Here is a 23,001-nt window from a genome sequence, read left to right as displayed (position 1 = left end):
CTAGCAGCGATTACCAGTCACGCAGATAGTCAATGCGCGCTCGCAGTTGCTCCGCAGAGCACAGCGCCGTCGGCGGGCCGCCGCAGGCGTTGCGGACCTCCGTGTGGATTGCCCCGTGGGGCCGGCCCGTGCGCGACGCAACGATTGCCACGCGGGCGTTGAGCTCCTGGCGCAGCGCGGGGATGTCTTCGGAGGCCACGCCCGTGCCGGGACCTGCGGAGGGAGCATCGCTTATCGACGCACCCATCTTCTCCTTCCGCACCTTTTCCTGTTCGGCTTTAGCCTTTTCGGCCTTCGCCTCGGCTTCCCGCGCATCGAGCTGGTCAGACTGGCGCTTGCTCAGCAGCAGCTTCACCTGATCGGCGTCGAGGAGCCCCGGCAAGCCCAGAAAGTCCTGTTCCTCATCGGAGCCAGTGAGGGTCGGCGTTCCGTAGGTCGAGCCGTCGAAAATGAGCGAATCAAGCTCTGCAGACGCACCGATCGACTGATAGGCCGCTGCTTCATCAGGCTCGGTTTCCTTCCGGTTCGCTTGCTCGAGCAGTTCATCGGACCAGCCGGACTCACGGTGGGCTTTGCCGAGCACATGATCACGGGAGACCTCCATCTCCTCGGCCAGGCGAAGCAGCACGGGAACAGACGGCAAGAAGATCGATGCTGACTCCCCCGGCATGCGCGAGCGGACGAAACGGCCGATTGCTTGGGCAAAGAACAGTGGCGTGGAGGCAGAGGTGGCGTACACGCCGACCGCGAGACGCGGCACGTCCACGCCCTCAGAGACCATGCGCACAGCCACCATCCACTCATCCTGGGAGGCAGAGAATTCTTCGATGCGCTTGGAGGAACCGGGCTCGTCGGAAAGCACCACGGTGACAGGCGTGTTCGAGATCGTGCGCAGGATCTTCGCGTAGGCGCGTGCGGTCGTGGTGTCGGTAGCGATGACCAGTCCGCCGGCATCCGGCATGTTGGCGCGGATCTTGGTCAGGCGGGTGTGGGCTGCTTGCAGAACAGCCGCGATCCAGTCACCCTTCGGATCCAATGCAGTCTTCCAGGCGCGGGTGGTCTGCGCGGCGTCGAGGGGCTCGCCCAAGCGTGCCGAATACTCCTCTCCTGCTGAATCGCGCCACTGCGCCTCACCGGAATAGGCAAGGAAGACCACGGGGCGGACAACGCCATCGCGAAGCGCTTCGGCATACCCGTAGGTGTAGTCCGCGCGGGAGACCAGATGCCCCTCACCGTCATCGTCGTAGGTGACAAAGGGGATCGCAGAATCGTCGGAGCGGAACGGCGTACCGGTCAGCGCGAGACGGTGTTCAACGTCGTTGTACGCCTCGCGGACGCCGTCACCCCAGCTCTTCGCGTCGCCGGCGTGGTGGATCTCGTCGAGGATGACCATGGTCCTGCGTGCTGATGCCACAGCGTGGTGCTTGAACGGGTGCATGCCCACTTGCGCGTAGGTGACCACCACACCGTCATAGGCGGGATTGACCGCAGACGAGTTGGTGAAGGCGTGATCCAGCGACAGCCCGAAGCGCGCCGCTGCCTGCGCCCACTGGATCTTCAGGTGCTCCGTGGGAACGACGACAATGATGCGCTCGACGGTCTTTTCTGCGTGCATCGTCGACGCAAGTGTCAGCGCGAAGGTGGTCTTTCCTGCGCCGGGGGTAGCCACGGCCATGAAGTCCTTCGGCTTGCGCTGGAGGAAAAGATCGAGGGCCTCCTGCTGCCATTGGCGGAGCGAAGGCCCTTTCGTTGTGCCTGGAACTGACGTCACCGCCGACGCAGCCCCTTGTAAATCCTCTCGCAATCCGGGCACACGGGTGAGCCGGGCTTCGCCTGCTTACGCACAGGGAACGTCTCGCCGCACAGGGCAACCACCATGTCACCGCTGACAGCGGAGTGCACGATCTGGTCTTTCTTGACGTAGTGGAAGAACTTCGGGGTGTCGTTGTCCTGCGACGTGTCTTCCCGGACGTCGGGGCGTTCGATCGTCTTCGTGGTGGTCTGGCTCATGTGCGTCACGCTCCCCATCATGCCTCAAGGTGCCTACCGGAATGCAATGTGCTCTACCCTAGAAGATCATGAGCACAGCGAGCAGTTTCGGTGACCACGAGACCGTGGACCAGGCCGAAGATGCGCGCGATTCACGGCCAAGCAGGAAGTTCTCCCGCAAGCGGGCTGAACTGATCACCTCCGCCCAACGCTCCCCCGCCCAAAACCGCAAAGAGCGCGAGATCAAGTACCTGATTTTGCAGGGCATGCGCATCCCGTTCGTGCTGTTATCTATTGCCGCTGTGCTGTGGTGGGAGAACTGGTGGCTGGCGTTGATCTTCTTCTGCATCTCCATCCCGTTGCCGTGGATTTCCGTTGTCATTGCCAACGACAGCAATGAGATCCGGGACAAACGCACCGCCAACGTGTACAAGCCGGCCGCCGCCCGGCAGGCCGCGCTGGCCTACCAGCAGCAAGCCCAGCTGCAGTCTGCGCCTCGCCCAGACGCGGCGGGGCCGGGCACAATCGAGCACGAAGAGTAGACGAGCAGGAGGATGAGGATGAATCCGGCTGACATCGCACGAGAATTGACCCGCGAGTTGGAGCGGGCTGGCTTCACCGCCGACACCATCGCCGCCCACCTGGGCCCGGATGCGACGGAAGCGCTCCACCGCGGTGAGCCCGGCGCGGTGCTTGAAGCATGCGACGATTCTGTCCTCTCCGGGCTCATTCGCTTCTTCCTCTTGCGCCAGCCCATGAGCGCCGAAGAGCTGGCTGGGTTCCTCCCGGCGCGGCTCGTGCTTTCGCTTATCGACGCTTCTGTGGCCACCCGCTCCCCCTCCGGCGACATCGAAGTCGCCCTGGATGTCCGTCCGCACATCATTGCCGGTGCGGACCGGTTCATCTTCTCTGACATGGACGCATCGGTCACAGAGCACGTCCCTGGGACAGACCACGTGCTCGGTGTGGGCGCGGCGAGCCTATCGCTGCTCTCCGCGACCCCGCTGACACCGGTGGGGACTGTCCTGGATCTGGGCACCGGTTCAGGCGTGCAGGCGCTGGCGCAGGCGGGTACGGCACAACACGTTACTGCGACCGACGTTCATCCAAGGGCGCTCGACCTCGCCGCTGCCACCATGGCTGGCGCCGACATCACCAACGTTGAGCTGCGGGAAGGACCGTGGTTCGACCCGGTGGCAGGGCAACGCTTCGACCGTATCGTCGCCAATCCCCCGTTCGTGGTTGGTCCGCCGGAGGTCGGCCACGTTTACCGTGATTCGGGGTTGGATCTGGACGGGGCGACGGAGCTCGTCGTCAAGCAAGCCCCTGAGCATCTCGCCGCGGACGGGACTGCGTACATTCTCGGGGCCTGGGTCCACACGGATGACCAGCCGTGGGAGCACCGCGTCGCTGCGTGGCTGCCTCCCAAGGGAGTTTCTGCCTGGGTGTGCCAGCGAGATGTCGTTGACCCGGCACTGTATGTGTCCACGTGGCTCAAGGACGAGTCGATCGATCCACGCTCGAAGGAGGGCGTGGATCGCACGCGTCGTTGGCTGGATCGCTTCCGTCAAGCCGGAGTGCGTGCCGTGGGCTTTGGCTGGATTTTCCTTCGCGACATCGGAGATGCCCCGACCGAAGCAACATTTGAAACTCTCGACCAACCGTTCACCGATCCGCTCGGCCCGGAGGTCGAAGAGTACTTCATTCGAATGGACTGGCTGCGCACCACGACCACGAACGACATCCTCGACTCACGCTTCACCGTGCGTCCCGGTGTGGCGCTCGAGGATGTCGCTGTGGCCGACTCTGAGACGGGCATGGGCTTTGAGACGCAGGTGAAGCGCCTCACGCGTACCGACGGCCCACGTTTCACCCACGAGATCGACGACGCTGTCGCGGCAATCGTCTCCGGCCTCAACCCGAACGGGCTTCCGCTGCGCGACATCGTCTCTATCTTCGCCGCGTCGCAAGGGCTTGATGACGCCGACGAAGAGACCCTGACCCGACAAGCCGCCAGTGTGGTGGTGGACCTGATCCGCCACGGCCTGATACTCCCCCAGGAGGTGGTTCTGCCGTGAAAGCAGTATTGACTCGAGTGACCCAAGCATCTGTGACGGTTGACGGAGAGGTGGTCGGCGCGATCGACTGTCCCGACACAGGCGGAGTCCTGGCGCTCGTGGGCGTCGGCCGGGAGGACGCCGACGACGCGTGGGAAACCATGGCACGCAAGATTGCCGAACTGCGCATGCTCGACGGCGAAGTGTCGGTCGAAGAAGCCGGAGCGCCGGTGCTTCTGGTCAGCCAGTTCACCCTCATGGGCAGGACCAAGAAAGGCCGCCGCCCATCGTGGTCAGATGCAGCCCCCGGGGATGAAGCAGAACCAGTCATCGCAGCGATCGCTCAGGCGTTGCGTGAGCGTGGAATTCAGGTCGAAGAAGGCCGCTTCGGAGCGATGATGGAGGTCAGCTCGGTCAACTCCGGCCCCTTTACGCTATTGGTTGAATGTTAGGCAGAAACTGCTAGAGTTCCATGCACGGCAACCGTGCATCCGCTCCCGTAAAGCAACGCCTCTGAACTGCACAAACTCTTCAGTCCGCGCTGAGGTTTCACAGCGGGAACAATGTCGCTTTGTCCGGCGTTAGTAGGTTAGATTCGCGAGATTTGAAGGAGCACCATCTCATGACTCAACCCGATGTGGATCATGTCGATGAAAAAGAAGAGGTCGACCGCGGAAGCCGCCGGAACCAGACGAACGATAATCCGTCTGCAGACCTTGTCCGTGTGTATCTGAACGGCATCGGCAAGACCGCACTCCTCAACGCCGAGGAAGAGGTTGAACTGGCCCAGCAGATCGAAGTCGGTCTGTACGCGCAGCACCTGCTCGACGATCCTGATACCGAGCTGACTCGCGCGAAGTCGCGCGACCTGAAGATCCTGGCCAAGCAGGGCCGCAAAGCCCGCGCCCACTTGCTGGAGGCGAACCTGCGTCTGGTGGTCTCCCTGGCCAAGCGCTACACCGGCCGCGGCATGCCATTGCTGGATCTCATCCAGGAGGGCAACCTAGGCCTGATTCGCGCGATGGAGAAGTTCGACTATTCCAAGGGCTTCAAGTTCTCCACCTACGCCACCTGGTGGATCCGCCAAGCGATCACCCGCGGCATGGCTGACCAGTCGCGCACCATCCGTCTCCCAGTCCACCTTGTGGAGCAGGTGAACAAGCTCTCCCGCATCCGTCGCGAGATGTACCAGTCTCTTGGCCGCGAGCCTTCCAACGAGGAGTTGGCGGAGGAGTCTGGCATTGATGAGTCCAAGATCGAGATGCTGTTGCGCCAGTCCCGCGACCCGGTGAGCTTGGACATGCCGGTCGGCGCTGACGAGGAAGCACCGTTGGGCGACTTCATCGAAGATGCTGAGGCCGCAGACGCAGAAGATGCTGTTGTTTCCGTGCTGCGCCACGACGACATTCACGACATCATTAACGGTCTTGAGCAACGTGAGCAGGACGTTATTCGTTTGCGCTACGGCCTGGATGACGGTGTGCCGCGCACCCTCGACCAGATCGGCCGCAAGTTCGGCCTTTCGCGTGAGCGTGTGCGCCAGATTGAGCGCGAAGTGATGAGCAAGCTGCGCGTCGGCGAGCGCGCAGATCGCCTCCGCGATTACGCCCAGTAATTCGAGTACCGGCCATGGGCGCGTGAGTGCGCTACCATGGTCCCGAGTTTTGGGCATGTATCGGGCCACGCAGGCCGGACCGACTGAGTTGGTCAAGTAGGTAAGGAATGCAGTTTTGAGAGACCTCGTCGACACCACTGAGATGTACCTGCGCACGGTGTATGAGCTGGAGGAAGAAGGCATTACTCCGCTGCGCGCGCGCATAGCGGAACGCCTCGACCAGTCCGGCCCGACCGTATCCCAAACCGTCGCCCGTATGGAGCGCGACGGCCTCATTGTCGTCGAGCACGATCGTTCTCTCAGCCTGACCAAGCGCGGCCGTGAGTTGGCCACCTCGGTCATGCGCAAGCACCGCTTGGCGGAGCGTCTGCTGACTGACGTTCTCGACTTGGATATCAGCCAAGTCCATGCTGAAGCCTGCCGTTGGGAGCACGTGATGAGTGAAGAGGTGGAACGCCGCCTCATCCACGTGCTCGACGACCCCACCCGCTCTCCCTTCGGAAACCCGATCCCGGCGTTGGACGAGCTGGGATACTCCGACGCTGGCGGAGAGACTCTGGGCACCCGTGCCACCGAACTGGATCTCAGTGAACCGGTCAAGGCTGAAGTCGTGCAGATCAATGAGATTCTGCAGCTCGACTCGGAGCAGTACTCTTCGATCTGCCGCTATGGTGTCGATCGCGGGTCAGTGGTCACTCTGGAGAAAAAGAGCAACGGCATTATCACGGTGATCACCAGTAACGATGGCCACGTGGATCTCGCCCCCGACTTGGCTCACGCGCTGCGCGTGAAGCCGCTGGAAGGTTAATCAATGGCTCGTCTCGTAGTCACTGGCGGCGCTGGATACGTCGGCAGCGTCTGTTCGAAGGTGCTTGTAGAAGCTGGCCACGATGTGACCATCATCGATGATTTCTCCACGGGCAACCGCGACGCAGTCGTCCCGGAAGCCACCTTGGTGGAAGGCACCATCACCGATGTGATCAACGATGTGCTGAGCGACCGCAGCGGCGGCCCGGTCGATGGTGTGCTCCACTTCGCGGCACGGTCCCTGGTGGGTGAATCTGTGGAAAAGCCGGATGAGTACTGGCGCGACAACTTTGTCACCTCACTGACACTGCTCAACGCGATGCGCGACCGCAATGTGAACTCGCTGGTCTTCTCCTCCACCGCGGCGACCTACGGCGAACCGGAGCACGTGCCGATCACCGAGGACATGCCCACGGCACCGACGAACCCGTACGGCGCGTCGAAGCTGGCCATCGACTACGCCATTAGTTCCTACGCCGCGGCGTTCGGGCTCGGTGCGACCAGCCTGCGCTACTTCAATGTCGCTGGAGCCTACGCGGGCTACGGTGAACGCCACGCCACGGAGACTCACTTGATTCCGTTGGTGCTGCAGGTGGCTCAAGAACAGCGCGAGAAGATCCTCATCTTCGGTGACGATTGGCCTACTGCGGACGGCACGTGCGTGCGCGACTATATCCACATCCGCGATTTGGCGGACGCGCACATGCTCGCCTTGGAGGCGAACACACCGGGCACCCACAAGATCTTCAATCTCGGTTCCGGCGACGGCTACTCCGTGAAAGAAGTCATTGAGACTTGCCGCAGCGTGACCGGGCACGACATCCCCGCCGAAGTAGCTCCGCGTCGCGCAGGCGACCCAGCCACCCTGATCGCTTCCTCGCAGCGCGCGAAAGACGAGCTCGGTTGGAACCCCACCCGCACGCAACTGGACCGCATTGTCACCGACGCGTGGGAATTCACCCAGGCGAGGGGTTAAGCGCTCTTTTTCATTGGCGGAGCCGCTGGGCCGAGCAGCTTCTCGCAGGCGAGCTCGCACCCTTCGAGGATGGTAGTGACCAGCTTCTTCTGCTCCCCCAGCGCTAACACTTCCAGGCAAATCGCGGACATGGAATGCTCGGGCATTTCCTCTTGAGCGCAATGCAGTGCCGCTGATGCCCACGACGACACACCGCGGGAGATGGCCGCGAGCGCCCAGATGCTCAATGCATTTGCTCGGATGACGCCCCGGAAGGACCGCGCGACGGCGAGGAGCGCACTGGCGGATTCCTGTGGGTGGCGGACCGCCTCCCCGATGACGCAATCGCGCAGCGTGGGACGCGCGAGAACGGTAGCGAGAGCAGCAAGACAGTTCTGATCCGGAACAGCTTCGGCGATGCTGAGCGGCTCGTCGGCCCCGATGATGGGCTGCGCTGGGGCATTGATCAAAGCCGTGCACGCCTGATGCACGACACTCGCTGGGCGGGAGCTGCCCCGGGCAAGTTCCACCTGGAGTTGAGCAGAACGCGCAAGCGCCTGCTGGGTCAGCGAGTCGATGCGGTTCTCTTCCTCGGCTGACAAGACGGCAGGCTCGAAGTAGGAAAATGTGTCGTTGCGATCTAAGGCGGGCAGTGTGCCGTTGGCACGCATTGCTTCCATTGCGGGCGATGCCATGACAGAGCCCACGACCCCATGCTCCCAGGCCAGCTCGGACCAGAACATGCCCAACTCGGCAGGCTCGGGCCCGAAAACCATGGAGTACGGAGTGCCCTGGGCGATTTCGGAGACGTGCCACAACACGTCGATAAGCGGCTCGCCGTTGGTGCGCTCCAACTTCTCTAAGTCTTCGACGGCGTTAAGCGCCGCACGGGACCCCGGCACGCGCGTGACTAAAATGCCCAGGAAGGCAATGCACGTGTCCACGGGTGCACTGTCAAGGTAAGCACTCAGTTCGCGCACGCGGCCGAGGTCTGCGCGCAGCACGGGGCCGAGATATACGCTGTCGGTGTCCTCGCTGGCGATGAGCCCGATGACGACGACTGATTCGTGCGGGTAGTAGCCCAGGGTGCCGGGCACCGTCGCAATGATGGTTGAAGGGTTGTCTACTGTCGCTTGGTGTTGGTGATCTGAAGAATGCGTCATGCCCTTGTTAGTCTTCCCAAACCCCCGATACGGTTCCCTGCCCGTCGCGCACTGCAGTGCGCAACCGTGTGAGGCTGACTGCGGCCTGACAGTTTCTGCAATTCACTGACAATCGCCGACGCAGTCCACCCCTGGGAGGCAATCGGATCTAGAGTGGGAATTTAACTGAACCGACATTGTTGTGATTATTGTCGAACGCTGACAAGCTCACACGAAGGTGCGCATAGGTAAAGGAGGATGCGACATGACCTCGAACGAGAGGAAAATGTACGAATTGGAGTACCCCGCTCCAGCTGTCGACGGCACCTCCTCTGGCCCGACTCTCATTGTGGCCATGCAGGGTTACGCTGACGCGGGGCACGCAGTCGAAGGTGCCGCCGGGCACCTCAAGGCGGCGTTGGATTCCCGCACGGTGGCGACATTCAATAACGACGAGCTCATCGATTACCGCTCCCGTCGCCCCATGATCACGATGAACGAGCACGAAATCACCGACATCGAAGAGATCGACTTGGACATCCGCGTCATGCGCGATGCCAAGGGAGAATCCTTCCTGCTGCTCTCCGGCCCAGAGCCGGACCTGCGGTGGGAGGCATTCTCCAAGGCGGTTGCAGATCTCGCAGACCGGTTCAACGTGGACAAGACAATCTGCCTGTACGCCGCTCCGATGGGTGCGCCGCACACGCGTCCCCTGGTTGTCTCGGCGCACGGCAATGACCGCGATTTGGTCGGCCCGATGTTCACCTACGACGGGATGGTCTCCATGCCGGGTGCTGCCGCTGTGATGATCGAGCGTGAGCTGCACAACCGCGGTCGCCGGGTCGCCGGCTACACCGCGCATGTGCCGCACTACGTCGCAGCCTCCCCGTATCCACAGGCTGTCTACCAGCTCCTGCAGTCGGTGTCTGACACGTCCAAGCTGCAGTTCCCGCTGCGCTCCATCGAGCAGGACATCGCGCGCGTCCAGCAGCAGCTGGCGGAGCAGACGAACGAGTCCGAGGAAATCGCGCAAGTGGTCTCCCAGCTCGAGCAGCACTACGACTCTGAGATGGCGTCCTACCGCGACAAGAACCCGCAGAAGATGATGCCGGGTGAAGCTCAGATGCCGTCCGGCGACGAGATCGGTGAGGCGTTTGAGAACTTCCTCGCCGCTATCGACGACAGGGATCGCGGCCTGAACAAGGGCATTGGCTCTGGCCAGTCAGACCAGACCGGCCAGTCGGGTGAGTCCAGCATGTGGCAGGACAACGACCAGATCGATCTCACCGACGACGATGAGTGACCCCACGCTCGGTGACAGCCTTGCGGATTTGAGTGACGTCCCGCAGTCGCTTTTCGACGACGCCGTCTGGGACACCTTCATCCGCTGGACCACCGACCGTGGCATCTCCCTTTATCCGGCGCAGGAGGAGGCCTCTTTGGCCATTCTGGCCGGAGACAATGTCATTCTGGTTACCCCCACCGGATCAGGAAAATCCATGGTGGCCAACGCCGCCCATTTCATCGCCATGGCCCGCGGCCAGCGCAGCTTCTACACCGCTCCGATCAAGGCGCTGGTGAGTGAGAAGTTCTTCGCGTTGTGCGAGATCTTCGGCCCGGAGAACGTCGGCATGATGACAGGCGATGCCACCGTGAACGGCAATGCGCCCATCATTGCGGCCACTGCGGAAATCGTCGCCAACATCGCCTTGCGCGAGGGGAAGAACTCCGACATCCGCCAGGTGGTCATGGACGAGTTCCACTACTACTCCGACCCGGAGCGTGGCTGGGCGTGGCAGGTGCCGCTGTTGGAGCTGCCGAAAGCACAATTCCTGCTCATGTCCGCCACCCTCGGTGATACGGCCTGGCTGGAGGAGGACCTCACCCGCCGCACTGGCCGCGAGACGACCTTCGTGGGTGGTTCACAGCGCCCGGTCCCGCTGGATTTCCACTACGTGTTCACCCCCGTTCACGAGACGATTGAGGAGTTGCTCGAAGACGGAAAAGCGCCGATCTACGTGGTGCATTTCTCGCAGCGGGAGGCGACGGAACGGGCGCAGGCTTTAACGTCGATAAGCGACATGCTCACGCGCGACGAGAAGGACGCGATCGCTGAAGCGATAGGAGATTTCCGCTTTACGACGACCTTCGGCAAGACGCTGTCAAAGCTGCTGCGCCGCGGCATCGGCATCCACCACGCTGGGATGCTGCCGAAGTACCGGCGTCTGGTCGAGCGACTGTCTCAGACTGGTCTGCTGAAGGTCATCTGCGGCACGGACACGCTCGGAGTGGGCATCAACGTCCCGATCCGCACGGTGCTCATGACGGGGCTGGCGAAGTATGACGGCACCCGGCAGCGCATCGTGAAATCCCGCGAATTCCACCAGATTGCGGGACGTGCGGGACGCGCTGGCTACGACACAGAAGGAACGGTGATCGTCGAAGCGCCCGAGCACGAGATCGAGAACGTCAAGCTGCGCCGCAAGGCCGGCGACGATCCGAAGAAGCTGAAGAAGATCCGTAAAAAGTCCGCGCGCGACGGTGAAGTGTCGTGGTCAGAAAAAACGTATTTGCGGCTGACCGAGGCAGAGCCGGAAGAGCTGCAGAGCCAGTTCACGGTGTCCAACTCGATGTTGCTCAACGTGGTCGCCCGCCCAGGCGACGGGTATGAGCACATGAAGCATCTGCTGCGCACCAACCACGACACCCGTGCAAAGCAGAACCGCGATATTCTCACCGCCCTTGACCTGTTCCGCGGCTTGATCAACGCCGGTGTGGTGGAACGAACCCCGGACTCGCCCGCGTTCCGTCCGTACACGTTGACGGCGGAGCTTGACCGCGATTTCGCGCTCAACCAGCCGCTGTCCCCCTTCGCTTTGGCGTTTCTCACCCTGCTTTACCCGGAGAGCGAGGCGTACGACCTGGATGTCATCTCCGCGTTCGAGGCGATCCTGGATGATCCGCGCCAGTTGCTCCAAGCCCAGCAGTCGGCGGCTCGCGGTGAGGAAATCGCGGCTCTCAAGGCTGACGGTGTGGACTACACAGAACGCATGGTGCTCATCGAAGACGTCACCTACCCGCAGCCACTGCGCGAGGAGCTGGAAGACGCCTACGAGACTTTCGTGCAGGGCAATCCGTGGGCCAAGGAGTTCGAGCTGCGCCCCAAGTCGGTCGTGCGCGACATGATTGAGCATGCGATGACCTTCTCCGATGTCATCGCGACTTACGGTCTCGCCCGCAGTGAAGGCGTGGTGCTGCGCTACCTCACCGACGCGTGGCGCACGTTGTCACACTCCATTCCAGAGGCGTACATGACGCAGCGTCTTGACGACATCATCGTGTGGCTCGGTGAGCTTATCCGCCAGGTCGACTCCTCGCTGATCGACGAATGGGCCCACATGACCGACGAGACCACCCCGATCTCTCAATCCGACCTGGAACGAGAGCTGGCCTTCGGCGTGGAGGACCCGACAGCGCTGACGGCGAACCGCCGTGCGTTCACCATCATGGTGCGCAATTATTTCTTCCGCTTGGTTGAGCTCTTCGCCTACGAGAAGGAGAAGCAGCTCGAGGAGATGCTCGATTATATGGACTTTGCGGACCAGCCTGACTGGCCGGCGCTCATGGACGATTACTTCGACGAGTACGAGGATGTGGAGTTGGACAACGATGCCCGCGGCCCGTCCTACTTCAGCGTCTCCGGCGACGACACCCGAATGTGGGAAGTCGTGCAGATTCTCAAAGACCCAGAAGGCGACAATGCTTTCCAGCTGCATGGCACGGTGGACCTCGACGCATCAGACGCCGCCGGTGAAGTGCGTTTGAGTTCGCTGGAGATGAAGCAGGTATAAACCGTCTACGGAGACCTTCATCCTTAGGGCTGGAAAACAAGAATCCCAAATAGGCCATTTCTACCTATTGCCGGTTGTAGCCTAATAGGTATGAACAATAAGGAGTATCGTCCGACGCTTGCGCAGCTGCGCACGTTTGTCACGATCGCGGAGAACCGCCACTTTGGCTCTGCCGCGGCCAAGCTGAATATCTCCCAGCCCTCACTGTCCCAGGCGCTCGTCGCGCTGGAGTCGGGATTGGAGATCCAGTTGATTGAGCGCTCCACACGTAAAGTCATTGTCACCCCCAGCGGCGAAGAGCTGCTCCCCTACGCCAAAGCCACCTTGGAGGCTGCCGATGCGTTTGTGCATCGGGCACGCGGTGCACAGGGCATGCTGACGGGGTCGCTAGCAATCGGCATCATTCCCACCATCGCGCCGTACATTCTGCCGGAGCTGCTGCGCATTATTCACGAACGCTTCCCGGCACTGAACCCGAAGATCGTGGAGGAAACGACCCCTACGCTGCTGGACCAGCTGCGCGACGGGCGCCTCGACGTCGCTCTTATCGCGTTCCCCTCCAACGTGGCCGGATTGAGCGAAATCCCTTTGTACACCGAGAACTTCGCGGTAGCGGTCAAAGACGACCACCCGTTGGCGGGCAAGCACGACCTCGAGCTCAGCGTGCTCGACGACCTTGATCTGCTGCTGCTTGATGACGGCCACTGTCTCCGCGACCAAATCATGGACCTGTGCCGTCTGGCCAAGATCAGCCTGACCGAGGTCACCGAGTCCGTCACCCGGGCATCGTCACTAACCACGATCATTCAGCTCGTCGCAGCGGGTTTCGGCTCCACGCTGCTGCCGGTGTCAGCAGTCTCCGCCGAATGCTCCCGTCCCGGCGTGACAGTGGCTGAGTTCGATACTGCCGTGGCGGCAGAACGTAACGTGGGGTTGGTCTACCGTTCCTCCTCCACCCGCGCCGCGGAGTTCACCGCGCTGGGCGCCGCGATCACAGAGGCCTACGAGAACACTGTCGCCGAAGGCGAACCGCTGGGTCTCACTGTCTAGTCCCGTTCGCTCAGGTTGTTCGCTCTCAGCAGCTTCTGCCTTTACCTGCTGCGCGGGTAAGATCAGCCGTTGATTATGAGCACCCCCGAGTCTTCCCCGCCCATCACCCGCGACGCCCTCAAAGCGCGTCTCGACGAGCTGCCGATTGCCCAAGTCCGCCGCTTTGACAGGCGCCTGAAGAAGGCGAAGGCTCCGAACGCTTTAGCCGCGATCCACACCGACTTAGAAGAAGAAGTTGCGAAGGTCGCCGCGATTGACGCTCTGGTCCCGCAGATCACCTACCCGGAGCAGCTTCCTGTCTCCGCCCGACGCGAGGACATCAAGAACCTCATCAGGGACAACCAAGTCGTCGTCATTGCAGGTGAAACGGGATCTGGTAAAACTACCCAGATCCCGAAGATGCTGCTTGAACTGGGCCGTGGCCGGCGTGGGCTGATCGGCCACACCCAACCGCGGCGAATCGCTGCGCGCACTGTCGCTGAGCGCATCGCCGACGAGCTCGGCCAGGACATTGGGCGCTCCGTCGGCTACGCCATCCGCTTCGATGACCGTGTGTCTGCCACGACCGCGGTCAAGCTCATGACGGACGGCATCCTGCTCGCCGAGATGCAGCGGGACCGCTACCTGAACGCCTACGACACGATCATCATCGATGAGGCCCACGAGCGCTCCCTCAACATCGATTTCTTGTTGGGCTACCTCAAGCGGCTTTTGCCGTACCGGCCGGACCTGAAAATCATCATTACCTCCGCCACGATCGACCCAGAGTCGTTCGCGGAGCACTTCGCCGACAGTGACGGTAACCCGGCGCCCATCATTGAAGTCTCGGGGCGCACCTACCCAGTGGAGATCCGCTACCGTCCGCTTGAGACGGAGGTGCCCACGAAAGACGGCGGCACGAAGGTCGTCGACACAGACATGCTCGACGGGCTGATTGAAGCCTTGAAGGAGCTCATGGCGGAAGGTGACGGCGACATCCTGTGCTTCTTCGCCTCCGAGCGTGACATCCGTGACGCAATGGAGCTCATTGAAAAGCAGCGCTGGCGCGGTGTCGAGGTCACTCCCCTGTTCGGCCGACTCTCCAACGCCGAACAGCACCGGGTATTCTCCCCGCACTCCGGGCGCCGCATCGTGCTAGCCACCAACATCGCGGAGACGTCACTGACTGTCCCCGGCATCCACTACGTGGTGGACACCGGCCTGGCGCGCATCTCCCGCTATTCCACGCGCACCAAGGTGCAGCGCCTCCCCATCGAAGAGATCTCGCAAGCCAGCGCCAACCAGCGCTCGGGCCGCTCCGGCCGCATCGCGGACGGTATCGCGATCCGCCTTTATTCAGAGGACAATTTCCACGCCCGCCCCGAATTCACCGACCCCGAGATTCTGCGCACCAACCTGGCCAGCGTCATCCTCCAGATGACGAACCTGCGCTTGGGCGACATCGCGGAGTTCCCGTTCGTCCAGCCACCGGACAAGAAGGCTGTGCGCGACGGCCTCATGCTCTTGCACGAGCTCGGCGCCATCACCGATAAGGAAGACCAAGACATGCCGGTGCTCACAGGCATCGGCCGCGACATCGCGCGCATTCCTGTCGACCCGCGGATGGCCCGCATGCTGGTGGAGGCACACCGCCTCGGTGTACTGGACGATGTCACTGTCATTGTCGCCAGCATGACCATCCAGGATGTCCGCGAACGTCCGTTGGAGTTCCAGGCGCAAGCCGACCAGGCCCATGCGCGTTTCAAGGACAAGACTTCCGACTTTCTCGCTGCGCTGAATTTGTGGGATTACCTCAAGGACTCCCGGGATGAACTGTCCGGCAACGCCTTCCGCAAGCGCATGAAGAAGGAGTACCTCCACTACATGCGCATCCGCGAGTGGTTCGACCTTGTGCGCCAGCTCCGTGAGGCGGAGAGGCAGCTCGGCTGGGCCCGCACCGCCACCGCAACGGACGATCACGATGACTCGCGGGACCGCGACCCCAAGTCCATCCACCAGGCCTTGCTCACCGGCCTGTTGTCCAATATCGGTGCCCGCGACGGCAATTCGAAGGAGTTCAAGGGAGCACGCGGCACACGCTTCATGATCTTCCCCGGTTCGGTGCTGGCGAAGAAGCCGCCGGAGTTCGTGATGGCTGCCGAACTCGTCGAAACGTCTCGTCTGTGGGCGCGTGATGTCGCCGCTATCGATCCCGCTTGGGTGGAGAAAGTCGCCGGCGGCCTGCTCAAGCACAACTATTCCGAGCCGATCTGGTCCATCAAGCGGGCCGCGCCGATGGTGCACCAGAAGTCCATGCTCTACGGAGTCACGGTTGTCGCTGATCGCCTGGTGCCGTACCACCGCGTGGACATGGATGCTGCGCGCACCATGTTCATCAGGCACGCGCTTATCGACGGCGAATGGAACGCCCACCACGCCTTTCTCAAACACAACGCCAAGCTCCTCGAAGAGGCCGCCAAAGTCGAGGAGAAGGTGCGCCGCCGCGGTCTCGTTGTCGACGAGGAGGCGTTGTTCGACTTTTACGACGAGCGCCTGCCGGACAATATCGGCACCGGCCGCCACTTCGACGCCTGGTGGAAGAAGCACGAGGACCCCGCTTTCCTCGATTTCGATCCGAGCGCACTTATCGACGATTCCGACGCCGACACCAGCGAAGACGCCTTCCCCGACAAGATCCGCCAGGGAAGCATTGACTACGACCTGCAATACAAGTTCGAACCGGGCGACCCCTTTGACGGCGTCACCGTCCTTGTCCCTGTTCCCCTGTTAGCGGGTCTGGAGGAGCGCGAATTCGACTGGCTCGTGCCCGGTTTGCGCGAAGAACTAGTCACAGAGCTCATCCGCTCCCTACCAAAGGCGTTGCGCAAGACAGTCGTTCCTGCACCAGAGTTTGCCGCGCGCGCCCTAGACAAGCTCGTTCCTTACGAATCTCCGTTGAACGAGCAGCTCGCCGAGGTGTTGCGCTCCCTCGGAGGGCACGGCATTAACGCATCCGATTTCCGGCCCGAAGCGTTGCCGCCTCACCTGAAGATCACCTTTGCCTCCATCGACCGTAAAGGGAAGATCACCGACCACGACACGTCGCTGGCCGCGCTGAAGAAGCGCCGCGCCGGCCAAATCACCTCGTCTGTAGCAAAGGCGACCAAGAAGGCTGAATCCGACTCAGTTACGAAGTGGACGGAAGACACCCTTGGTGATGTGCCGGAAACTGTGACAACAAAGATCGAAGGCAACAACGTCGATGCTTTCCCCGCCTTGGAGGCGACCAATGACGGCGTACGTGTGAAGGTGTTCCCGACAAAGGCCGCTGCTGATCAATCCATGGTGACGGCGACGTTGGCAATGCTCATGCGCCAAATCGACGTCTCGGTCTCCCAGATGGTGAAAGGCCTGCCGTTGCGGCAGCGTGTGGCCGTCGATAAGTATCCGCACGGTGGTGCCGCTGGGCTGGTCGAAGATGCGCGCGTCGCCGCGATCCGCGATCTCATGTTCGCCCACGGTGGACCCGTGCGTACACCTGCAGAATTCGATGCGCTACTGAACAAGGTCAAGCCCGAGGTGGCCGGCATGGTTCGGCGCACGGTCGTCGGCGTCGCCGGTGGTGTGGTCGAATACATCAACACTGCGGCGGAACTTCAGAACTGGGACGGCCCAGCTATCGATGACATCCGCCAGCAGATGAACTTCCTTCTACCGAAGAACGCCATCACAGTGCACGGGATGGAGAATCTTCAACACCTTCCGCGGTACATGTCGGCGATCCAGATTCGGCTCGAGGAGATGAACCGCGACCCCGACCGCGATGCAGACCGCCAATCGGTAGTCGACGACGTGAAGAAGTACCTCGATGCCAAACTGGCCCGGCTACCGCAGGCGGCCCGTAAATCCCGGGCAGTCAAGGACATTCTGTGGCGGATCCAAGAGCTGCGTGTGAGCTTATTCGCTCAACGGCTCGGTACGGCGAAACCGGTAAGCCCGAGGCGGATCGAGAAGATGGTGGATAAGCTCTAAATGCCTTCCATGCCGCGGTCTTTGCGGCGCATGAGCCTGATCTCGGATTCGAAGTCGTCGGCGCTTTCGAAGGACTTGTACACGGACGCGAAGCGCAGGTAGGCGACCTCGTCGAGTGCGCGCAGCGGCTCGAGGATGGCAAGGCCGATTTCGTTCGACGGAATCTGCGAGCTTCCCTGCGCGCGGACAATCTCTTCCACCTCTTGGGCGAGGCGCTTCAAAGCGTCATCGGAGACATCGCGTCCCTGGCACGCGCGGCGTACGCCGACAATGAGCTTGTCACGGTCGAAGGGTTCGCTGACTCCGTTGCGCTTGACCACGGTCAGGACAGCTTTCTCGACCGTAGTGAAACGACCACCGCACACGGTGCATTCACGTCGGCGCCGAATGGCCGATCCTGCGTCGACTAGGCGCGAGTCAGAAACCCGAGAGCTATCGTTCTGGCAAAAGGGGCAGTGCACCCCTCAAACTCTACTCCCCCCCAGAAAAATCTTTAGCGGTTGTTCACTGTTGCAACGGCGTTCTGGAGATTCGCAGACTCGTTCACCTGCTCCGGGCTGAAACCGTCGTCCTCGAAAGAGAACGCGCCGCCGAAGATAGAACCCGCAACGAGACCGAGGCCGAGCAGTGCGCCCATAAGCGTGGCCGCGCGCTTCTCGCGGCGAGTTTCGAGAGCCGTGTTCGGGCTGTCCGGATCCTCTGCGCGCGCTCGCAGGGGTGATTCATTCATTCGATTATGCCCATCGAGCGTTCGAACATGACGGTGCGAGGCACGAATCACCGGTGCACGGTCAAGGTCCCAAACATCCGCTGGCTCAACCTCAGCAGAACGGAGGTTATCGGTAGTATTAGCACTGTTAGGGCGGGCGAGAGAGATAGTCATCATTCTTCCTTTCTTGGTTCGGATTTGATTCTACGAACCGCACCGGACATGTTCGATTGCAATGATCGCTAGAATGTTCGATAGTTCCTATGTTCGATTTATAGCAAGGGCCGTAGAGTTTGTCTAGACGTGGTCAAGAAATATCGAACAAATTTGCCTACGCATGGTAAAAGTGGACATAAGGGAACCGAACGGTGCCGCGTGTCGTCGAACATTGGTGAGGAATTTCAGCTTCGGGTTTCTCGCCACACCGATAGGAACAAGGCACCGAGGTCAACCGATCAGAGGAGAACAGGAACATGCCCCAGAGCGCAGACAAGAAACCGGACATTAAGACCCTGACAGAGAGGCAGCGCCGCATTCTCGAAGTCATTCAGGATGCGGTGGTGCTCCGCGGCTACCCGCCGAGCATTCGGGAGATCGGCGATGCCGCCGGCCTTCAGTCAACGTCGTCTGTGGCCTACCAGCTCAAGGAATTGGAGAAGAAGGGCTTTCTTCGCCGCGACCCGAACAAGCCCCGCGCCGTTGATCTGCGTCACCTGCCGGAGAATGGCCGGAAGAAGCGCAAGGCTGATCCGAAACCGGACGATGCGGCACCGCCGCGCTACATCCCCGTCGTCGGGCAGATTGCTGCGGGCAACCCGATTCTCGCTGAAGAGAACGTCGACGGCTACTTCCCTCTGCCGGAAGAACTCGTCGGCGACGGTGATCTCTACCTGCTCCAAGTCGTGGGTGAGTCCATGCGCGACGCGGGCATCCTCGACGGCGATTGGGTTGCCGTGCGTACCCAGCCGGTAGCGGAGGAAGGTCAGTTCGTCGCGGCGCTTATTGAGGGGGAAGCAACGGTGAAGGAGTTCCACAGGGATTCCTCCGGTGTGTGGCTTCTCCCCCACAACGAAGCCTTCGCCCCGATCAAGGGGGATGATGCTGAAATCATGGGGCTCGTTGTCTCCGTGTTCCGTAAGCTCTAGACCATGTCCCCTTTGAGCAGGTAAGGAAGACCCATGAACGCCGAAGAGCGATGCCAGCTCACCGCCTCCCACGGGCATGTGGAGTCTGCTGACCCGCGCTCGCAATCGGCCTCTCGGGCGAGCTCCTCTATCGCTCGAGCAGCTTTGGCGCACCTGCCAGACGATGGCGTCGTGTTCGTTGATTCCGGTGCAATGGCCGTGCATGTGGCCCAATCGTTCGCAGAGGCGGTGACATCAAGCGGCACCGGCAACGCAGCGGCGTTGTCCTTTGTCACGCACTCCATTCCTGTCGCCCTGGAGTTATCCAGCACAGCCGGTACACATGTTCAGCTCCTGGGCGGCTCCGTGAACTACGCGGCACAGTCCACCGCTGGTGACACGACCTTGCGTACGCTCGCGTTGATGCGGGCAAAGGTCGCCGTGATCGATGCCGACGCTCTCACCGTCAACCACGGCCTGTCTACGGATGATGCCCAACAAGCCGCAGTGAAGTCGGCAATGGTGATCAACGCTGAGAAGGTCGTGGTTCTTTGCAACTCCGCACGGTTCGGCCAGGAAGCGGTAGTCAGTTACGCCCCGCTCGACAGCATCGACGTGCTCATCACTGACGCGGACGCTTCGGATGAGGTGGTGCAGAAGCTGTCTGAACACGGCATCGACGTAGTCCGAACCGACCCAGACCACTAACTCGGTTCTACGCTACGACGAATTCTGCGTACTGCTCGGCGAGGACGCGGGGCAGGCGGACGTCGATAAGCGTGCCCTCTTCGTTGTACTCCTCGCTGCGCACAGTGCCCTCCTCATGGACGCGTGAGACAACATCGCCGCGGGTGAACGGGACGAGCAGCTTCACGTGGGCATCGAGAGTGTTCAAGAACATCTCGATCCGGCCCTCAAGCTCGTCAATCCCCTCGCCGGTCACGGCGGAGACGAAGACGACATTGTGCTTCGAATCCGCGAACGCGTGGCGTAGCTCGGCTAGCACGACGGGGTCCGCTTCGTCGATCTTGTTCACCACGATGATCTCCGGCGGAATCTCCTCGCCCGTGTCCCGGGTGATCTCCGCCAGGACATCGTTGACGGCCTTGATCTGCTTCAACGGGAACGGGTCGGAGCCATCGACAACGTGGAGCATGAGGTCAGCGCCGACCACCTCTTCCAGGGTGGACTTGAACGCCTCGACAAGCTGCGTGGGCAGGTGGCGGACGAAGCCGACAGTGTCGGTCAGGACGACGGTGCGGCCGTCAGCAAGCTCGGCGCGTCGCGTGGAGGGATCCAGGGTGGCAAACAGTGCGTCTTCGACGAGCACCCCAGCGTCGGTCATCGCGTTGATTAGCGAGGACTTGCCGGCGTTCGTATACCCGGCGATGGCGATCTTCGGCAGCGTCGAGCGCTGGCGCTGAGCGCGCTTGATGTCGCGGGCGGTCTTCATCCCGGAAAGGTCGCGGCGTAGCTTAGCCATGTCAGTGCGCAGACGGCGACGGTCGGCCTCAATACGCGTCTCACCAGGACCACGCAGACCCACACCACCGTTGGAGCCTGCCCGGCCGCCAGCCTGACGCGACAGGTTGCCACCCCAACCACGGGTACGGGTGTAGAGGTATTCCATCTGCGCCAAGGACACTTGCGCTTTACCCTCTTTGGACTTCGCGTGCTGGGCGAAGATATCCAGAATGAGCATGGTGCGGTCGATGACTTTGATCTTCAGGGCTTCCTCAAGCGCCACCAACTGGCCCGGCGAGAGACCACCATCGCACACGACGGTGTCGGCGCCGGTGGCGTGCACAATGTCGCGTAGTTCGCTCACCTTTCCGGAACCGACGTAGGTGCCCGGGTCCGGCTTGTCGCGCTTTTGGTAGATCATCTCTACCACTTCAGCGCCGGCGGTTTCAGCCAGAGCCGCGAGCTCGGTCATGCTTGCCTCGACTTCGGCCGTCGTCCCTTCCGTCCACACGCCGACGAGGATGACCTGCTCCAGCTGGAGCTTTCGGTACTCAACCTCGTAGACATCCTTGTGCTCTTCGGAGCGGATTTCGGTCTCGCGGGTGACACGCCGAAAAGCATTGCGTTCGGCCAAGTCCAGCGTGCCGACAGACGGCTCATGGGCCTCGTCGCGGCCCCGATCGGTCGGTTGCGGCGCATTGTGGCGGAAAGCCTGGGCGAGCAGCTCGTCATGGCTGGGTTGAGAACTTGCGTGCGAAGAAGTGGTCATTGAGTCCTTATTGTTGCACAGTAGTTTTCTACCTCAACAACCCAGCCATCCAGCTTGTTCCCTCCGTATGCGGGATTCTTTGACGGCAGTTGTAGGATCTGGAGACATGACTCAAGCGATCAGCACGGATCTTTCCAGCATCGGCATGAACTATGCGCGATGGCAGGACGCGGTGGAGGCGGCGATCGCCTCGAATCAGCTTGCCGTTACCGGCGAGGTCCGCGGGGGCCAGCTCATCCAGTTCGCCGACATCTCCGGAGCGCAGCTGAACATCCTGGCAGTCGAGCCGTTCGCAACATTCGCCGGCTTCGACTCCACCACCCGCACGTACGCGAACGTCACCATGGTCACGGATGTCGTCGGGTTCTGCGAGATCATCGATCCCACCGGCACGGTGCTCACCTCCGTCACGGCCAACATCGCCCAGGGCCCGCTGCTTGTCGACGAATCCACCCTCACCTGGCAGGAAATGGGCTTCACCATCCTCGGGATGGACGTGGCACGGTACGACAGTGTTGATCACTACCTGTCCGAGACCGGCGGGGTGATGGGAACCATCACCTCGAAGGGTGCGGAGATCGTCTCCACGGGAGCCCCGGCCAGCCCGGATGCAGGTGCCCAGTTCTCTGCCCGCGTGCTGGAATCCGAGTACCGCACCAACATGCTCACCGGTGAGCAGTTCATCCACGTCTCTGTCGACGGCGCGTTCCCCTTCGATGTGGTCCTCCCCAACGCGGACACGCTGCCCGAGCGCAACACCGTCATCGCTGGCACCGGTGTCCTATCCGGCTCCGTCATGATGGCCACCGGTCGCGGCTGCGGTGGCGGCGCTTGCGGATGCGGCTCTGGAGGCTGCGGCGGCCACTAGTCCCCCTAAAAAGAACCCGGCCAGTGACATTGTGATGGCGCAGAACCACAAACCGCGACGCAGCGTCGAGGCAGCCATATGGCTCACCCTCGCGCTGGTTGTGGCGATCCTGCTCGGAGCACGCTTCGGCTGGCTAGGGCTGATCCTCGGTGGTGTCGTCGCGGCCGTCGCGTTCATCGGTTTCTGCAACAGCACCACCGACCCGGAGATTGAATCCCTCCGGGCATCGCTGCGTGTCGCGCGCGACGACATCGAGCAGGTCCTGGGCGAGTACGACGACCTGCTCCAAGGCCCCTCCACAGACGCTCTCGCCGACCGCACCCTGCACTACCCCGAGCTGGCCAACCCGCATTCGCGGCTCGCGGAGGTGCAAGATTTCCACTTGCGGCGCAGCTCTGCGAAGCGTTTCCTCGCGCGCGTTGACACGCATTTGCTGAGCGACGATCTCGACCGCACCTCCCTCGAACGCATGCTCTCCATCGCTGACCAGCGGGCAGCGGACCTTGCTGAGTCGTGGACGGATGCCCGCCGAGCCGCGCGCGACTACGGGCCTGCATAGAACTCCTGCACAGCGCTGCTGTGGCAGGCGG

At 61.9% G+C, this 23,001-nt stretch carries 20 protein-coding genes; 14 read left to right on the top strand and 6 right to left on the bottom strand.

Annotated elements, in window-relative coordinates; all coding sequences use genetic code 11:
• Positions 1–10 precede the first annotated feature (10 nt).
• Both KBX17_RS03060 and KBX17_RS03055 read right to left on the bottom strand, forming a co-directional pair.
• Positions 11–1,771 (bottom strand): DEAD/DEAH box helicase, encoded by a 1,761-nt coding sequence (locus KBX17_RS03060; RefSeq protein WP_256018480.1) that lies wholly within the window; start codon positions 1,769–1,771, stop codon positions 11–13.
• On the bottom strand, positions 1,768–2,028 hold the full coding sequence (locus tag KBX17_RS03055) for a DUF3039 domain-containing protein (protein ID WP_370687024.1): 261 nt from the start codon (positions 2,026–2,028) through the stop codon (positions 1,768–1,770). The genes KBX17_RS03060 and KBX17_RS03055 overlap by 4 nt, the downstream gene beginning before the upstream one ends.
• Positions 2,029–2,078: 50 nt before the next feature.
• On the opposite strand from KBX17_RS03055, the gene KBX17_RS03050 reads away from it, so the two are divergent.
• The 6 genes from KBX17_RS03050 (at position 2,079) to galE (ending at position 7,444) form a co-directional block, all read left to right on the top strand.
• The gene (locus tag KBX17_RS03050) at positions 2,079–2,531 is read left to right on the top strand and encodes a DUF3099 domain-containing protein (protein WP_256002629.1); all 453 of its coding nucleotides are present in this window, start codon (positions 2,079–2,081) and stop codon (positions 2,529–2,531) included.
• Between the two features lie 18 nt (positions 2,532–2,549).
• Positions 2,550–4,067 (top strand): class I SAM-dependent methyltransferase, encoded by a 1,518-nt coding sequence (locus KBX17_RS03045; RefSeq protein WP_256002628.1) that lies wholly within the window; start codon positions 2,550–2,552, stop codon positions 4,065–4,067.
• Entirely contained in the window at positions 4,064–4,498 is a 435-nt protein-coding gene (gene dtd / locus KBX17_RS03040) for a D-aminoacyl-tRNA deacylase (protein ID WP_256002626.1), read from the top strand. The genes KBX17_RS03045 and dtd overlap by 4 nt, the downstream gene beginning before the upstream one ends.
• Before the next feature lie 170 nt (positions 4,499–4,668).
• Positions 4,669–5,661, top strand: a complete 993-nt coding sequence (locus tag KBX17_RS03035) for a sigma-70 family RNA polymerase sigma factor (RefSeq protein WP_005289850.1) — start codon at positions 4,669–4,671, stop codon at positions 5,659–5,661.
• Positions 5,662–5,776: 115 nt separating this feature from the next.
• The gene (locus tag KBX17_RS03030; RefSeq protein ID WP_256002624.1) at positions 5,777–6,469 is read left to right on the top strand and encodes a metal-dependent transcriptional regulator; all 693 of its coding nucleotides are present in this window, start codon (positions 5,777–5,779) and stop codon (positions 6,467–6,469) included.
• 3 nt (positions 6,470–6,472) lie between these two features.
• Complete coding sequence (gene galE, locus KBX17_RS03025) at positions 6,473–7,444, top strand: UDP-glucose 4-epimerase GalE (protein WP_256018479.1); 972 nt, start codon at positions 6,473–6,475, stop codon at positions 7,442–7,444.
• Here the strand turns inward: galE and KBX17_RS03020 are convergent.
• The gene (locus KBX17_RS03020) at positions 7,441–8,586 is read right to left on the bottom strand and encodes a DUF4192 domain-containing protein (RefSeq protein WP_256018477.1); all 1,146 of its coding nucleotides are present in this window, start codon (positions 8,584–8,586) and stop codon (positions 7,441–7,443) included. The genes galE and KBX17_RS03020 overlap by 4 nt on opposite strands.
• A gap of 244 nt (positions 8,587–8,830) precedes the next feature.
• Between KBX17_RS03020 and KBX17_RS03015 the strand changes: the two genes are divergently transcribed.
• The 4 genes from KBX17_RS03015 (at position 8,831) to hrpA (ending at position 17,477) form a co-directional block, all read left to right on the top strand.
• Complete coding sequence (locus KBX17_RS03015; RefSeq protein WP_256018476.1) at positions 8,831–9,868, top strand: PAC2 family protein; 1,038 nt, start codon at positions 8,831–8,833, stop codon at positions 9,866–9,868.
• A complete protein-coding gene (locus KBX17_RS03010) occupies positions 9,861–12,416 on the top strand; it encodes an RNA helicase (protein ID WP_256018474.1) in 2,556 nt (851 codons plus the stop codon). Before KBX17_RS03015 ends, KBX17_RS03010 begins: the two co-directional genes overlap by 8 nt.
• A 90-nt stretch (positions 12,417–12,506) precedes the next feature.
• On the top strand, positions 12,507–13,466 hold the full coding sequence (locus KBX17_RS03005) for a hydrogen peroxide-inducible genes activator (RefSeq protein WP_256018473.1): 960 nt from the start codon (positions 12,507–12,509) through the stop codon (positions 13,464–13,466).
• A gap of 75 nt (positions 13,467–13,541) precedes the next feature.
• A complete protein-coding gene (hrpA, locus tag KBX17_RS03000) occupies positions 13,542–17,477 on the top strand; it encodes an ATP-dependent RNA helicase HrpA (protein ID WP_256018471.1) in 3,936 nt (1,311 codons plus the stop codon).
• Here hrpA and nrdR read toward each other — a convergent pair.
• Both nrdR and KBX17_RS02990 read right to left on the bottom strand, forming a co-directional pair.
• Positions 17,474–17,938, bottom strand: a complete 465-nt coding sequence (gene nrdR, locus KBX17_RS02995; protein ID WP_255995041.1) for a transcriptional regulator NrdR — start codon at positions 17,936–17,938, stop codon at positions 17,474–17,476. The genes hrpA and nrdR overlap by 4 nt on opposite strands.
• A 32-nt stretch (positions 17,939–17,970) precedes the next feature.
• Complete coding sequence (locus tag KBX17_RS02990) at positions 17,971–18,207, bottom strand: hypothetical protein (RefSeq protein ID WP_255998957.1); 237 nt, start codon at positions 18,205–18,207, stop codon at positions 17,971–17,973.
• A 452-nt stretch (positions 18,208–18,659) separates the two neighbouring features.
• Between KBX17_RS02990 and lexA the strand changes: the two genes are divergently transcribed.
• Positions 18,660–19,331: a transcriptional repressor LexA gene (gene lexA / locus KBX17_RS02985; protein WP_005289827.1), complete on the top strand. Its 672-nt coding sequence runs from the start codon at positions 18,660–18,662 to the stop codon at positions 19,329–19,331.
• Between the two features lie 33 nt (positions 19,332–19,364).
• On the top strand, positions 19,365–20,018 hold the full coding sequence (locus KBX17_RS02980; protein ID WP_005289826.1) for a DeoR/GlpR family DNA-binding transcription regulator: 654 nt from the start codon (positions 19,365–19,367) through the stop codon (positions 20,016–20,018).
• A 7-nt stretch (positions 20,019–20,025) separates the two neighbouring features.
• Here KBX17_RS02980 and hflX read toward each other — a convergent pair whose 3' ends face one another.
• Entirely contained in the window at positions 20,026–21,543 is a 1,518-nt protein-coding gene (gene hflX, locus KBX17_RS02975) for a GTPase HflX (protein WP_255998959.1), read from the bottom strand.
• Between the two features lie 118 nt (positions 21,544–21,661).
• Here hflX and KBX17_RS02970 point away from each other — a divergent pair, with 118 nt between their 5' ends.
• Together KBX17_RS02970 and KBX17_RS02965 are read left to right on the top strand one after the other, a co-directional pair.
• Positions 21,662–22,411: a hypothetical protein gene (locus tag KBX17_RS02970; protein WP_256018490.1), complete on the top strand. Its 750-nt coding sequence runs from the start codon at positions 21,662–21,664 to the stop codon at positions 22,409–22,411.
• 34 nt (positions 22,412–22,445) lie between these two features.
• On the top strand, positions 22,446–22,970 hold the full coding sequence (locus KBX17_RS02965) for a DUF2892 domain-containing protein (RefSeq protein ID WP_156774828.1): 525 nt from the start codon (positions 22,446–22,448) through the stop codon (positions 22,968–22,970).
• Positions 22,971–23,001: the final 31 nt, after the last annotated feature.

The organism is Corynebacterium sp. CCUG 65737 (assembly GCF_024454115.1).
In the GTDB taxonomy this organism is placed as follows: domain Bacteria; phylum Actinomycetota; class Actinomycetes; order Mycobacteriales; family Mycobacteriaceae; genus Corynebacterium; species Corynebacterium genitalium.
Note: the sequence above shows the minus strand (reverse complement) of the source record. Positions and strands in the feature narration are given on the sequence as shown.

What these genes read in the sequence shown, in the direction of transcription:
- KBX17_RS03035 (WP_005289850.1), top strand. Translation starts at nt 4,669, where the DNA reads ATGACTCAACCCGATGTGGATCATGTCGATGAAAAAGAAGAGGTCGAC.
- galE (WP_256018479.1), top strand. Translation starts at nt 6,473, where the DNA reads ATGGCTCGTCTCGTAGTCACTGGCGGCGCTGGATACGTCGGCAGCGTC.
- lexA (WP_005289827.1), top strand. Translation starts at nt 18,660, where the DNA reads ATGCCCCAGAGCGCAGACAAGAAACCGGACATTAAGACCCTGACAGAG.
- KBX17_RS03020 (WP_256018477.1), bottom strand. Translation starts at nt 8,586, where the DNA reads ATGACGCATTCTTCAGATCACCAACACCAAGCGACAGTAGACAACCCT.
- KBX17_RS03055 (WP_370687024.1), bottom strand. Translation starts at nt 2,028, where the DNA reads ATGGGGAGCGTGACGCACATGAGCCAGACCACCACGAAGACGATCGAA.
- KBX17_RS03015 (WP_256018476.1), top strand. Translation starts at nt 8,831, where the DNA reads ATGACCTCGAACGAGAGGAAAATGTACGAATTGGAGTACCCCGCTCCA.
- hrpA (WP_256018471.1), top strand. Translation starts at nt 13,542, where the DNA reads ATGAGCACCCCCGAGTCTTCCCCGCCCATCACCCGCGACGCCCTCAAA.
- KBX17_RS02990 (WP_255998957.1), bottom strand. Translation starts at nt 18,207, where the DNA reads ATGAATGAATCACCCCTGCGAGCGCGCGCAGAGGATCCGGACAGCCCG.
- KBX17_RS03005 (WP_256018473.1), top strand. Translation starts at nt 12,507, where the DNA reads ATGAACAATAAGGAGTATCGTCCGACGCTTGCGCAGCTGCGCACGTTT.
- KBX17_RS02965 (WP_156774828.1), top strand. Translation starts at nt 22,446, where the DNA reads ATGGCGCAGAACCACAAACCGCGACGCAGCGTCGAGGCAGCCATATGG.
- hflX (WP_255998959.1), bottom strand. Translation starts at nt 21,543, where the DNA reads ATGACCACTTCTTCGCACGCAAGTTCTCAACCCAGCCATGACGAGCTG.
- KBX17_RS02980 (WP_005289826.1), top strand. Translation starts at nt 19,365, where the DNA reads ATGAACGCCGAAGAGCGATGCCAGCTCACCGCCTCCCACGGGCATGTG.
- KBX17_RS03010 (WP_256018474.1), top strand. Translation starts at nt 9,861, where the DNA reads ATGAGTGACCCCACGCTCGGTGACAGCCTTGCGGATTTGAGTGACGTC.
- KBX17_RS03050 (WP_256002629.1), top strand. Translation starts at nt 2,079, where the DNA reads ATGAGCACAGCGAGCAGTTTCGGTGACCACGAGACCGTGGACCAGGCC.
- KBX17_RS03045 (WP_256002628.1), top strand. Translation starts at nt 2,550, where the DNA reads ATGAATCCGGCTGACATCGCACGAGAATTGACCCGCGAGTTGGAGCGG.